A 13,265-nucleotide genomic window follows, 5' to 3' on the forward strand; every position below is an offset into this window, starting at 1 on the left:
AACGCTTACGTGTCCGATACGTCCGCCGGTCCATGGTGCGTGCCGACGACGAAAAGGCCCTCCGGGTCGGAGGGCCTCGAGGTGGTGCGCGTTGTGCGCCCCCGGCAGGACTCGAACCTGCGGCCAAGCGCTTAGAAGGCGCCTGCTCTATCCACTGAGCTACGGGGGCCGGTGGTGGCCTCGGTGGCCTGGAGCCCCCCTCGGGTGGTCCGTGACCTTGCCGGGCACAAGGATAGGGCTCCGATCGCCTTGACCCGGTTGCTTCGCCTGCGTGGCACGATGTGGAGGTTCGGTGAAGCGAACCGATAATCGCAGGCAGGTGCGATTCGTGCACCGCTTTTGACGTCTCACGTCCCGGGTGTTGTGCACTCGTTATGCCTGCGTCCCACTCGTCCCGTGTGTCCCATCTGTCTGATCGGCGCGCAGAGATCGTCATACGCTTCAAAAAGTCACCAAAATTGGGCATTCTTCGCATGTGGTGACCTTGGATGCACGGCCTCAGCTGATCGACGCACTTTCCGCCCTGCGCGACCGTGTCGCCGCCGTGCGTCTTCCACTTCCCCTCGCGGGCGCGCCCCGGGCCCGGCAGACGCGGGCCGAGCTGCTCGCCCAGCTCGACGACTATCTGGTGCCCCGTCTCAAAGATCCCGAAGCACCCTTGCTCGCTGTCATCGGCGGGTCAACCGGCGCCGGGAAGTCCACGCTCGTCAACTCGCTTGTGGGGCGACGGGTCAGCGAGGCGGGGGTGCTGCGGCCGACGACCCGTACGCCCGTGCTGGTGTGCCACCCGGACGACCACCACTGGTTCGCCGGGATGCGGGTGCTGCCGCAGCTCACCCGGGTCTGGATGCCTCCTCAGGAGGACGCCGAGGAGGAGCACCTGCTGCCCGCCAGGGCAGGCGGCCGCAACGGCGGCGGGCGGGCCGGCGGCGGGCGGGCGGCGGAGGAGAAGGCGCTGCGGATCGAGACGGCCTCCCTGCTCCCGCGTGGCCTGGCACTGCTCGACGCTCCCGACATCGACTCGCTGGTCGTCGAGAACCGGCTGCTGGCTGGGGAGTTGCTCTGCGCGGCCGACGTGTGGGTGATGGTGACGACGGCCTCGCGCTACGCCGACGCCGTCCCGTGGCACCTGCTGCGCACGGCGAAGGAGTACAACGCCACCCTGGTGACCGTGCTCGACCGGGTGCCGCACCAGGTGGTCGAGGAGGTGTCGCGCCAGTACGCGGCGCTGCTGACGAAGGCGGGCCTCGGTGACGTACCCCGGTTCACGATCCCGGAGCTGCCCGAGTCGGCCGGCGGCGCGAACGGGCTGCTGCCCAACACCGCCGTCGCCGGACTGTTCTCCTGGCTCGCCCACCGGGCGCAGGACCCCGCCGCGCGCCAGCAGGCCATCAGCCGTACGGCAGGGGGCGTGATCGACTCGCTCAACATGCGGATGCCGGAGCTGGCGAGCGCGGTCGCGGCACAGTACGCGGCGGCCGTACGGCTGACGAGCGCGGTCGAGGAGGCGTACGAGGCGGAGCGCGACCGGGTCCGCAGGCAACTGCGGGCCGGCGCCGTATTGGCCGGTGACGCCCGCACACGCTGGCGCGGCTACCCCCGCGACAGCTCGGCCGCCGAGCTGCTGGACTCCCTCGTCGCCAGTCTGTCCGCGCTGCTGCAGTGCGCCGTCGCCGCCGCCGACGAACAGGTCGAGAACGCCTGGCGGCGGGAGCCCGCGGCCGCCGGCGTCGCCCGCAGCGGCCGGCGCGACCTGGAGGCGGGGGAGCGGATCGGGATGGCCGTGCGGCGCTGGCGCCGTGTCCTGGAGGAGCTCGCCGAGGAAGAGGTGCGGGGGATGGAGCGCAACGCCGCACCCGACCCCGAGATGGTGGCCGCGCTGCTCGCGACGTCGCTGCTGGGCGGGCGGCGGGCGCGCAGCGCGGGTGAGCGGCTCGCCGAGCGGATCGGCGCACAGAGCGCGCTGCGCCTGCGCGACAAGGGCGGCGAGCTGGCGACGACGTACATCGACGACGTACTGAACAGCGAGCGGGAGCGGCGGCTGGCGCCCCTCGACGCGCTCGAGGTGAGCCCGGAGCCCCAGGCCGAGCTGATCGCCGCGCTGTCCCTACTGCAGAAGGAGAGGTGACCGCGGGTGACCGCCATCACCGACGACGAGAACGAGACCGGCGGCCGCTGGGACGACGGCCTGATCGCCCGCCGGGTCGGTCAGCGGAACGAGGACGGCACGGGTCACGACGGCGGCACGGGTCACGACGGCGGCACCGGTCAGGACGGCGTGGGCGGAGAGGGGGAAGGAGACCAGATCGGCGACGAGCAGCTGCCCGTCGGAGGCACGTACGGCGGCCCTCTGCGCGCCCGGCTCAGCGCCCTGCGCGAGCTGCTCGGGCTGTCCCAGACCCGACTGGACGGAAAGACCCTCGCGGAGGCCGGCCGGGTCCTCGACGAGGCCGCCGCGCGCCAGCGGCTCTCCTCGCGCCACACCGTCGTGGCCATCGCCGGCGCGACGGGAAGCGGCAAGTCCACGCTGTTCAACGCGCTCGCCGGAGTGCGCATCGCGGAGACCGGGCTGCGCAGGCCCACCACGTCCGCGCCCATCGCCTGCACCTGGTCGGAGGGGGCGGCGGGGCTCCTCGACCGCCTCGCCATCCCCGGGAGACTGCGGCGCAAGCCCCTCGCGGGCGGTGACGGCGACGAGACGCTGCAAGGGCTGGTGCTGGTGGACCTGCCCGACCACGACTCGGCCGTCGTACGGCACCGCGAGCAGGTGGACCGGATCCTGGCGCTGGTCGACGCGGTGATCTGGGTCGTGGATCCGGAGAAGTACGCCGACGCGGCGCTGCACGAGCGCTATCTGCGGCCACTGGCCGGTCATGCCGAGATCACCTTCGTCGTGCTCAACCAGATCGATCGGCTGCCCGGCGAGGCCGCCGACCAGGTCCTGGACGATCTGCGCAGGCTGCTCGACGAGGACGGCATGGCGGTGGGGGAGCACGGCGAACCGGGCGCGACCGTCCTCGCGCTCTCCGCCCTCACGGGGGAGGGGGTGGGCGAACTGCGCGAGATGGTCGGCGCGTTCGTGCAGGACCGCGGTGCGGCGGCGCGCAGACTGTCGGCCGATGTCGACGCGGCGGCGGCGAAGTTGCGGCCCGTCTACGTCGCCGACGGCCGGACAGGGCTGGACGAGCGGGCCCGTGAGGACTTCTCGGCACGGCTCGCGGAGGCGATCGGCGCGACGGCGGCGGGCGAGGCCGCGGAGCGCGAATGGCGCAGGAACGCGGGACGCGCGTGCGGGACGCCGTGGCTGCGGCTGTGGCGCTGGTACGAGCGCAAGCGCATGCCCGGGGCGGCGGCCGTCGAGCCGGCGGTTCCCGTGGAGGAGGAGCCGACCGCGCGGCAGCGGGTCGAGCAGGCGGTCCGCACGGTCGCCGACGAGGCCGCGCACGGGCTGCCCGCGCCATGGAGCCAGGCGGTACGCGAAGCGGCCGTGCGGGGCGCACAGGGGCTTCCTGAGGCGCTGGACGAACTGGCGGCGCGTGAGGCGGCGGAGACCAAGGGGCGGCCGCTGCGCCCCGCGTGGTGGCCGGCCGCGGTGCTCGCGCAGGCGTCGATGACGCTGCTGCAGATCTTCGGCGGCCTGTGGCTGGTGGGCCAGATCGTGGGCGTACTGGAGCCGGGGCTGGTTCCGCCGGTGCTGGTGATGCTCGCCGGCATCGTGGGCGGACCGCTGGTCGAATGGGCATGCGCGGCCGCGACGAAGGGCCCCGCGCGGCGGTACGGGCAGGATGCGCGGCGCCGCCTCCAGGAGGCGGCGGCCGGCTGCGGGCGCGCGAAGGTGCTCGATCCGGTGGCGGCGGAGCTGATGCGGTACCGGGAGGTGCGGGAGCAGTACGCGACGGTGTCGGGATCCGCGAGGTCGGCGTCGTCCGGGCCGGGCCCGCTGCGGGGGCGGGTGCGTTCCCGGATCGGGTGACGGAGTTGTCCACAGCGGGGCGTCCGTCCACAGGCGTCGGCGGGATCTTTCCGTCCGGTCCAGCATGGAGACCGGTCCACAGCGATCGGGCAAATGCAACCGGACGGGGAGGTGACCGTCATGAACGACACCATGGTGACGGTGGTGGGGAATGTCGCCACGAATGTGGAGTACCGGGAAACGGCCACGGGCGGGATGGCGCGATTCCGTTTCGCCGTTCCTTCGCGGCGCTGGGATCGCCGGGGCGGTAACTGGACGGACGGGCCGACAAGCTTCTACACCGTCTTCGCCTGGCGCTCGCTCGCACAGAATCTGGCCGGTTCCGTTTCGGTGGGGGAACCGCTTCTCGTGCACGGCCGCCTGAAGGTGCGTGAGGAGGAGTCGGACGGCAGGCGGCGGACGTTCGTGGACATCGACGCGCTGGCGGTGGGGCACGACCTGACCCGCGGGACCTCGGCGTTCCGGCGGGTGGTGAAGAGCCGGGTCCCTGACGAGAGGTCCGCGACGGCCATGGGGACGGCGCCGCCGGGGACGGCCGCGGGGGTCGACAGGACGGCGCCGCAGGGGGCGGACGAGGCGAAGGCCGTGGCGCGTGGAGCGCCCGTTGTCGCCGTTTCTTGACGGGAGTTGAGGCAGAACGGTCCGACTGCTCAGGGGGTGCGGGTGGGCGGAAAAGGGCGATCGGGGGACGATCAGGGGGTGAACTCACCGACAGGGGTAACGATTTCGAGTCGGAATGGTTATCTGACGGCATGACCGGGCATCGCGCTGCGCGCCGTCCATAGGATTCCCGGGTACTCACGGGGCACTTGAGTCTGCTGGCGAGACACTCCCCCCACGCGTCGCACGCCTCGCACGCGTCGCACGCGAAAAGGTCTCGCCCGGAGGGGAATTCTGCTGTGTTTGCTGTGTTCTCTACGTCTGCCGTACGCAGGCGGCGCGCCGCTCGCCGTCTGGCCGCCGCGGCGGTGGTGTCCGGCCTGATGGCCGCCGGATCCATCGCCGGCGCCGGCGCGGCAGCCGCCGACGATGCCGTCCAGCATCAGGGCGGTGCGGTCGCCACGCTCGACGGGCTGCAGACGTACGACCAGGCGGTGCTGCACACCAACGGCAAGGACCAGGAGATCCTCGCGGGTCTCTTCGAGATGACGGTCGACGGCGGCGGCCAGCTGCAGACGTACTGCATCGACATCCACAACCCGACCCAGGACCAGGCCAAGTACCTGGAGACCCCCTGGAACCAGACGTCGCTGGGCGCCAACGAGAACGCCGGCAAGATCCGCTGGATCCTGCAGCACTCGTTCCCCCAGGTCAACGATCTGGCGGCACTGGCCAGGAGCGCCGGGCTCGACGGACAGCTGACGGACAAGACCGCCGCAGCCGGCACCCAGGTCGCCATCTGGCGGTTCTCGGACGGCGCGGACGTCACGGCGGCCGACCCGCAGGCGGAGAAGCTCGCCGACTGGCTTCAGGAGTCCGCGGCGGACGTCGAGGAGCCCAAGGCCTCGCTGAGCCTCGAGCCGAACGCGGTCTCCGGCAAGCCCGGCAGCCGGCTCGGCCCGGTGACGGTGCGCACCGACGCCGGCCAGGTCGCCGTGGCGCCCCCCGCCGACGCGGCCTCCAGCGGCATCAAGATCACCGACGAGGCCGGTAAGCCGGTGACGTCCGCGGTCGACGGCAGCAAGCTGTACTTCGACGTTCCCGAGGACGCCGCGGACGGAACGGCCACCCTGAGCGTCCAGGCGAGCATGTCGGTGCCGGTGGGACGGGCCTTCGCCAGTGCCACCAAGAGCCAGACGCAGATCCTGGCCGGATCCAGCCGGTCCACCGTCTCGGCACAGGCCGCCGCGACCTGGGCGAAGGCGGGGGCGATCCCCTCCCTGTCGGCGAAGAAGAACTGCGCCAAGGGCGGCGTGGACATCACGGCCGGCAACAAGGGTGACGCTCCGTTCACCTTCTCGCTGGCCGGTTTCAAGCACACGATCAAGGCCGGGGAGTCCCGGACGGTGACGGTGCCGGTGGCCGAGGACCAGGCCTACGACTTCACGATCACCGGTCCCGGTGGGTTCGAGAAGAACTTCAAGGGCGTGCTCGACTGCAAGACCGCGAGCGCCCCTGCCCAGCCCGGCACGGAGACCCCGTCGTCCCAGCCCAGCCCCGCGTCGGCGGGCGGCACGTCCGCGGGACTCGAGGGTGACCTCGCCGCGACGGGCGGCTCCAGCGCCACGCCGGTGATCGCGGGCATCGCGATCGTGCTGGTGCTGGCCGGCGGCGGCGCGGTCTTCTTCCTCCGTAAGAAGAAGTCGGCCGGCGGAGAGTGACCAGGCCGCCGCGCACTGTGGCGCCGTAGGTGAACTGATCGCAGGAGGGGCCCGGCACGGGGACGTGCCGGGCCCCTCCTGTTCGGTCCAGGCGCCGGGTCCGTCGGTCCAGGCGCCGGTCCCGTCGGTCCACGCTCCGGTCCTGTCGGTCCACGCGCCGGCCGCTCGACGTGGGCCTGTCCGGGTTGTCCGGTTCGCGGCGTCGGCCGTCCGATTCGGGAGCGAACGGGCGGGGCCGGGTCGCCGGGCCGCCCGGGGCACACGCAGGCGTACGGACGCGGTTTCCGTCCGGGGGGCGCCGTACGGCAAGATGGGTGTATCTGCCCACCCACTTCCTGCCGGACGGTTTCTCTTGGCTGAGTACATCTACACGATGCGCAAGACGCGCAAGGCGCACGGCGACAAGGTCATCCTCGATGACGTGACGCTGAGCTTCCTGCCCGGTGCGAAGATCGGTGTGGTCGGCCCCAACGGCGCCGGTAAGTCCACGGTGCTGAAGATCATGGCCGGTCTGGAGCAGCCGTCCAACGGCGATGCCTTCCTCTCTCCCGGCTACAGCGTCGGCATCCTCATGCAGGAGCCGAAGCTGGACGAGTCGAAGACGGTCCTGGAGAACGTCCAGGACGGCGCCGCGGAAATCATGGGCAAGCTCAAGCGCTTCAACGAGGTCGCCGAGCTCATGGCGACCGACTACACGGACGCGCTCATGGAGGAGATGGGCAAGCTCCAGGAGGACCTGGACCACGCCAACGCGTGGGACCTGGACGCCCAGCTGGAGCAGGCCATGGACGCCCTGGGCTGCCCGCCCGGCGACTGGCCCGTCGTCAACCTCTCCGGTGGTGAGAAGCGCCGCGTCGCGCTGTGCAAGCTGCTGATCGAGGCCCCGGACCTGCTGCTCCTCGACGAGCCCACCAACCACCTCGACGCCGAGTCGGTGAACTGGCTCGAGCAGCACCTGTCGAAGTACGCGGGCGCCGTCGTCGCCGTCACTCACGACCGGTACTTCCTGAACAACGTCGCCGAGTGGATCCTCGAGCTCGACCGCGGCCGTGCGCTGCCCTACGAGGGCAACTACTCCACGTACCTCGACAAGAAGGCCGCCCGCCTGAAGGTCGAGGGCCGCAAGGACGAGAAGCGCGCCAAGCGGCTCAAGGAAGAGCTCGAGTGGGTCCGGTCCAACGCCAAGGGCCGGCAGAGCAAGTCCAAGGCCCGTCTCGCCCGCTACGAGGAGATGGCCGCCGAGGCGGACAAGATGCGGAAGCTGGACTTCGAGGAGATCCAGATCCCGCCGGGCCCGCGTCTGGGCTCCGTCGTGGTCGAGGTCGAGAACCTCTCGAAGTCCTTCGGTGACAAGGTCCTCGTCGACGACCTGTCCTTCACGCTGCCGCGTAACGGCATCGTCGGCATCATCGGTCCGAACGGCGCCGGCAAGACCACGCTGTTCAAGATGATCCAGGGCCTGGAGCAGCCGGACTCCGGCACGATCAAGATCGGTGACACGGTCAAGATCTCCTACGTCGACCAGACCCGCGCCAACATCGACCCCAAGAAGACCCTCTGGGCGGTCGTGTCGGACGAGCTGGACTACATCAACGTCGGCCAGGTCGAGATGCCGTCCCGCGCGTACGTGAGCGCCTTCGGCTTCAAGGGCCCGGACCAGCAGAAGCCGGCCGGTGTCCTCTCCGGTGGTGAGCGCAACCGCCTCAACCTGGCGCTGACGCTCAAGGAGGGCGGCAACCTGCTGCTCCTCGACGAGCCCACCAACGACCTCGACGTCGAGACGCTCTCGTCCCTCGAGAACGCTCTGCTCGAGTTCCCCGGCGCGGCCGTGGTCATCTCCCACGACCGGTGGTTCCTCGACCGGGTCGCCACGCACATCCTGGCGTACGAGGGCAACTCCAAGTGGTACTGGTTCGAGGGCAACTTCGAGTCGTACGAGAAGAACAAGGTCGACCGTCTCGGCCCGGACGCGGCTCGCCCGCACCGCGCCACGTACAAGAAGCTCACCCGGGGCTGATGCGGCGCATGGCCCGTCACATCTACCGCTGCCCTCTGCGCTGGTCGGACATGGACGCCTTCGGGCACGTCAACAACGTGGTCTTCCTCAGGTATCTGGAAGAGGCGCGGATCGACTTCATGTTCCGGCTGGCGCCGGGGGACGGTTCGCCCTCCTTCTCCGGCGGCTCGGTGGTCGCGCGCCACGAGATCGACTACGTGCGGCCGCTGGTCCACCGGCACGAGCCGGTGATCATCGAGTCGTGGGTGACGAAGATCAGCGCCGCCTCCCTGACCATCGCGTACGAGGTCAAGGAGGAGGACGATCCGGCCACGGTCTATGTGCGGGCCTCGACGGTCGTCGTGCCGTACAACCTCGAGTCGCAGCGGCCGCGCCGGATCAGCGCCGAGGAGAAGTCGTTCCTCGAGAAGTACCTCGACAAGGCCGCCCTCGCCGCATGAGCGTTCCCATGTCCGTGCCCGTGCAGAGTCTGCGTCTCGCCGACGTGAGGGAGGCGGAGGACCTCTCCGCCTTCCTCGGCCGGCTGATCCACTACGACCGCGCCGCCGCGGTCAGACTCCAGGCCGGGCGCGGGGCACTCGCGGTGTTCGGGCGGCCGCCGTCCTTCGAGGTGCTCGCCATCCGTACGGCGCGGCTCGCGGAGTCCGTCGAGCTGGACGTCACCGTCTCCGCGGGGGAACTGCTGGAGTCGCTCGAGGGGGCGGAGTTCGCCGTGCCCGCGGCGGTCACCGGTCCTCCCTGGGCGGGTGTGCTTCCGCCGCGCGGCGGCTGGCGGGAACTGCCGGGGCTGCCGGACGTGTCCGCGATGCGGGCGGCCGTGGCCGCTGCCGTGACCGAGTTCCGCGGGCGTGACGAGGCGCTCCCGGCGGAGCGGCGCACCCGTGCGGAACGGGACCGAATCGGCCGCGAGATCTGGTCGCGCACGGTCGGCGCGACGGCCCTTCCCCTGCGCGCCGTGCACGCCGCGCAGTCGCTCGGCTTCCTGCGACCCGGCATGCCCGTGGCGCTCCTGTCCGCGGGGACGTGGCTGCGGCTGCGTACGCCCTTCGGGTCGATCGCCCTGCGTACCAACGGCGTGGGCGGCCTGACGGTCACCCCGGCGTAGCCCGCCACGCTGGACGCCTCGCCGGTCACCCCGGCGTAGCCCGCCACGCGGAGAGGGGCACGTCCCCGGGCGCCCCGCCCCGAAACGCCGCCGCGTTCAGCGTTCCGCCGCGTCGTCCGGCCAGATCCCGATGTGGTCCTGCTCGAGCTCCAGCATCACGCGGTGCTCCATGCCGAGCGCCGCCGTGTAGTCGGCCGGCAGCTGAAGGCGCCCCGCCCGGTCCAGCATCGCGTACTCGCGTGCCACCACCGACTCCTGTCCCTCCGCGTCGATCTCGGTACGCCGCAGCACCTCGGACGACGTGCGGCCGTCGCGGATGGCGACCGTGCGGCGGACCTCGCCCGCGACGGCCTGGTCGTGCGTGACGATCACGATCGTCGTGCCCAGCTCCTCGTTGGCCCGGCGGAACGCCGCGAAGACCTGCTCGCCGGTCGCCGAGTCCAGTTCGCCGGTCGGCTCGTCGGCGAGCAGCACCGCGGGCGAATTGGCGAGGGCGACGGCGATCGCCGTGCGCTGCTGCTGCCCGCCGGACATCTGGTGCGGACGCCGGTCGCGGCAGTCGTCGACGCCGAGCATCGACAGCAGTTCCTGTACGCGCTCCGCCTTCTGCTTCTTGCCGCGGCTGCCGCCGCGCAACTGCATGGGCAGGGCCACGTTCTGGGCCGCGGTGAGATACGGCAGCAGGTTGCGGGCGGTCTGCTGCCACACGAAGCCGACGACCTCGCGGCGGTAGCGCAGCCGCGCCTTGGCGTCCATCGCGAGCAGGTCGCATCCGGCGACCCGGGCCGCGCCGGCGGACGGCACGTCCAGCCCGGCCAGGATGTTCATCAGGGTCGACTTCCCGCTGCCGGACGCGCCGACCAGGGCCATCAACTCGCCCTCCTTGACCAGCAGATCGAGTCCTTGCAGCGCCTGGACCTCCACCCCGTCCGAGGCGAAGATCCGCACCAGCCGGTCGCAGGTGATCAGCGCGTCGTGCCCGTAGGAGGGCCGGTCGCGGTGGGCAGCGGCGCGTTCCTCCAGCTGCTCCAGGGTGGTGTCGGTCATCGCGTGTCTCCTGCCCTGAGTTCGGTGATCGATCCGCGGCGCCCCGCCCACCACGCCTGCACGGCGGCCACGGTCCCCGCCAGGACCACCACGGCGGCCGCGGGCAGCGCCAGCGACCACGGGTCGGCCCGCAGGGACGCACTGTCCAGGGGCGCGGAGCCGGGCGCGGCCGCCAGCGCGAGGCGCACCAGGTCCACTCCGGGCGCGAGGAGCCTGATCGTGGCCCAGCCGACGAGGATGCCGCCGACGGCGGCGAGCAGTGCCTGGGGGAGTGCTTCGAGGCCGAGGAGCTGCCGGCCCTGACGGGTGGTGAGGCCCATGGTGCGCAGCCTGGCCAGCAGGGTGGCCCGTTCCGGCGCGGCCTGCATGAGCGAGAGCAGCAGGGCGAGCACGGCGTAGCCGGCGCCGGCGGCGATGGCGGCCGCGTAGATCCGTTCCGCGCCCGCCTGGAGCGGCGAGTCGGTGAAGGTCGCCCGCGCCTCGTCGCGCAGCCGCACGGTGAGGTCGTCGTCCATGCCGTGGACGGCCGCGCGCAGTGCCGTGCCGTCGATGCCGGTGCCCGTGGCCAGCAGCGCGGTCGGCGCGCGATGGGTGAGCCGTGAGCCGTCGACGACGAGGAACTCCGCGGACGACACGGCGGGCGTCCGGGACCGTACGGCGGTGACCTTGACGGTGAAGGGGCCGGCCGCCGAGTTGATCCGGTGCGTTCCCTCGCCGAGCTGTTCGGCGACGCGCGGGGAGGCGACGGCGTGCAGAACGGGCTCCCCGGAAGGGTCACCCGCGGCCGGTGAGGTCCTGAGCGCGTCCGCGGGGAAGGCGCCGAGATCGGCGTGCCGGGCGAGCTTCGCGTACGCGCCGGGATCGGCGCCGACGAGGGAGACGGGCAGCGGCTCGGACCGCTCGGCCTGGTTCCGGGCGGGCAGGGTCAGCGCGTGCTCGACCTGCACGGCCGTCACCTCCCGGACGCCGGGCACGTCCCGCACGGCCCGCTCCGCCCCCTTCGGGAGCGCCAGCACGTCGCCGGGGCCCGAGACGCGTGCGTCCGCGCCCGTCGCCAGCAGCGCTGCCCTGTCCCGCGCGTCCGCGACGCCCGCCAGGACCGACCCGCCGAACGCGGCCGTCGTGAGCGCGACCAGCAGAGCCAGCAGCGGCAGGGCTCCCGCGGCCGAGGAACGACCGGTACGGGCGAGCGAGAGGAATCCGACCGCGCCGCGCAGCCGGCCGGCGGGACGCGCCGCCCAGCGCAGCGGCAGCGGATAGAGCCGCACGAGGACGAGCGCGGCGATCAGGCCGACCAGCACGGGCGCGGCGCTGACGAGATGGTCGGCGCCGTCGGAGGTGCCGCGCCGCCGCAGTGCGACGACGGCGCCCACGGCCAGGACCAGGAGGGTGAGTTCGGCGACGGTACGGCGCCGGGACGGCCGGGCGAGCACCACGTCGTCGCGTTCCCCGGGCACACGGGGCCTGCGGTGCTGCGTCACCGCACGCACCGGCAGCGCGGCGCAGGCCATGACCGCCACGGCAGCCGTCCCGATCACGGCGGGCAGCAGTCTCGCGTCGTCGACGACGAGGACCGCGAGGAGCAGACCGGCGGCCGCGGTGGGCAGGGCGACGACGGCGGTCTCGGCGAGCAGCCTGCCGCCGATGCCGCGCAACGAACCCCCGCGGGAACGCAGCAGCGCCAGTTCGGCCCGGCGCCGCGCCGCGAACAGCCCGCCCGTCATCGCCACCACGACGGCGGCGACGGTGCCGATCCCGAAGGCGGCCACGGCGACGACCGGCGTGATGGCGTCCCGCATCGTGGTGTAGGAGGCGAGGATGCCGTCCATGTCCGTGGTGAGCAGGGCGTTCTCGTCGACGGCACCCTTGATCCCGAGCAGCCCCGGGCCGCCTTCCAGGGACGCGATCCGGTCGGTGAGGGCGGGCACGTCCTGTGCGGTGAGGTGGCCGGTGAGCGGGGCGAAGCGCCAGTACGGCTGGGGCTCGCCGAGGGTGCCGAGCAGCGCCGGGGCGGCGTCCGGGGCGATCAGCAGCGAGGCGTTCCAGTAGGCCACCGGTGGACTGCTCCCGGGCGCGACGAGGAGCCCGGGGGCGCGCAGCCGCGGGTCGGCGGACCAGTAACTGCCCTGCGGATCGCGCGGGTCCACGATGCCGGTGATCCGTACGGACAGCGCCGTTTCCCCGGGGTCGCCCAGGTGCAGTACGGAGCCGGTCCTGATGCCCAGGGTCTGCGCGGTCTCCGCGGTGACCGCGGCCTCCAGCTCCTTGGTGGCGGACGTGACCCGTCCGTCCGTCTTCGGCAGCCGGCCCTCACGCACGGTGGAGTGCGTCCGGAGCCCGCTCTGCGCCACGACGGAGAACTCCGGCGACGCGCCCTCGGGGCGCGGCAGCCAACGGTCCGTGCCCTCCAGGGGCTTGGCGGTCTCCACGCCGTACGCGGACTGTGCGGTGTCCACGCGCAGCGGCTCCGGCAGCAGCCCGGCCACGGCCCGGTGGGCCTCGGCGAGGCGTTCGGGGAGCAGCGACTTCTCCCGGGCCGGTTCCGGTATTTCGAGCGGCGGCTGCGGTGTGCTCACCTCCAGCACACTGCGGGACGGCTGGGCGTCGCTCAGGTCGTGCCGCAGGCCGTGGTTCTCGTACGAGTCGACGGCACGCGGGAACGCGGCGGCGAGGAACGCGGTGAGCAGCACGAGCACACCGAACGCCAGGGCGGCCCCCGGGGCGGTGCGCAGCCGGGTCCTGACCCACGGGGCGACCGTGCGCCGGGCGTGGCCCTCGTGCTTGCCGGAGCGCGGATTCATG

General features: G+C 72.4%; 9 protein-coding genes and 1 tRNA gene. 7 read left to right on the forward strand and 3 right to left on the reverse strand.

Going from position 1 to position 13,265, the window contains the following annotated elements; translation table 11 throughout:
* Window positions 1-96: 96 nt before the first annotated feature.
* Window positions 97-169 (reverse strand) — tRNA-Arg (locus AB0K36_RS05550).
* 315 nt (window positions 170-484) lie between these two features.
* Here AB0K36_RS05550 and AB0K36_RS05555 point away from each other — a divergent pair.
* From AB0K36_RS05555 to AB0K36_RS05585, 7 genes are all read left to right on the forward strand, one after another.
* A complete protein-coding gene (locus AB0K36_RS05555) occupies window positions 485-2,128 on the forward strand; it encodes a dynamin family protein (RefSeq protein ID WP_364588871.1) in 1,644 nt (547 codons plus the stop codon).
* A gap of 6 nt (window positions 2,129-2,134) precedes the next feature.
* Window positions 2,135-3,973 carry a GTPase gene (locus AB0K36_RS05560; RefSeq protein WP_364588699.1) on the forward strand — a complete coding sequence of 613 codons (1,839 nt, stop codon included), beginning with the start codon at window positions 2,135-2,137 and terminating at the stop codon, window positions 3,971-3,973.
* 120 nt (window positions 3,974-4,093) lie between these two features.
* Window positions 4,094-4,594 carry a single-stranded DNA-binding protein gene (locus AB0K36_RS05565; RefSeq protein WP_364588702.1) on the forward strand — a complete coding sequence of 167 codons (501 nt, stop codon included), beginning with the start codon at window positions 4,094-4,096 and terminating at the stop codon, window positions 4,592-4,594.
* 287 nt (window positions 4,595-4,881) lie between these two features.
* Window positions 4,882-6,294 (forward strand): Cys-Gln thioester bond-forming surface protein, encoded by a 1,413-nt coding sequence (locus AB0K36_RS05570; protein WP_364588705.1) that lies wholly within the window; start codon window positions 4,882-4,884, stop codon window positions 6,292-6,294.
* 352 nt (window positions 6,295-6,646) lie between these two features.
* The gene (gene ettA / locus AB0K36_RS05575) at window positions 6,647-8,311 is read left to right on the forward strand and encodes an energy-dependent translational throttle protein EttA (RefSeq protein ID WP_053557287.1); all 1,665 of its coding nucleotides are present in this window, start codon (window positions 6,647-6,649) and stop codon (window positions 8,309-8,311) included.
* A gap of 8 nt (window positions 8,312-8,319) precedes the next feature.
* The gene (locus tag AB0K36_RS05580) at window positions 8,320-8,751 is read left to right on the forward strand and encodes an acyl-CoA thioesterase (RefSeq protein ID WP_364588708.1); all 432 of its coding nucleotides are present in this window, start codon (window positions 8,320-8,322) and stop codon (window positions 8,749-8,751) included.
* An 8-nt stretch (window positions 8,752-8,759) separates the two neighbouring features.
* On the forward strand, window positions 8,760-9,416 hold the full coding sequence (locus AB0K36_RS05585; protein ID WP_364588874.1) for a DUF8010 domain-containing protein: 657 nt from the start codon (window positions 8,760-8,762) through the stop codon (window positions 9,414-9,416).
* A gap of 96 nt (window positions 9,417-9,512) precedes the next feature.
* Here AB0K36_RS05585 and AB0K36_RS05590 read toward each other — a convergent pair whose 3' ends face one another.
* Both AB0K36_RS05590 and AB0K36_RS05595 read right to left on the reverse strand, forming a co-directional pair.
* Window positions 9,513-10,463 (reverse strand): ABC transporter ATP-binding protein, encoded by a 951-nt coding sequence (locus AB0K36_RS05590; RefSeq protein ID WP_364588711.1) that lies wholly within the window; start codon window positions 10,461-10,463, stop codon window positions 9,513-9,515.
* Complete coding sequence (locus AB0K36_RS05595; RefSeq protein ID WP_364588714.1) at window positions 10,460-13,264, reverse strand: FtsX-like permease family protein; 2,805 nt, start codon at window positions 13,262-13,264, stop codon at window positions 10,460-10,462. The genes AB0K36_RS05590 and AB0K36_RS05595 overlap by 4 nt, the downstream gene beginning before the upstream one ends.
* Between the last annotated feature and the right edge of the window lies 1 nt (window position 13,265).

This window comes from Streptomyces kurssanovii (genome assembly GCF_040677245.1).
GTDB lineage: Bacteria > Actinomycetota > Actinomycetes > Streptomycetales > Streptomycetaceae > Streptomyces > Streptomyces kurssanovii.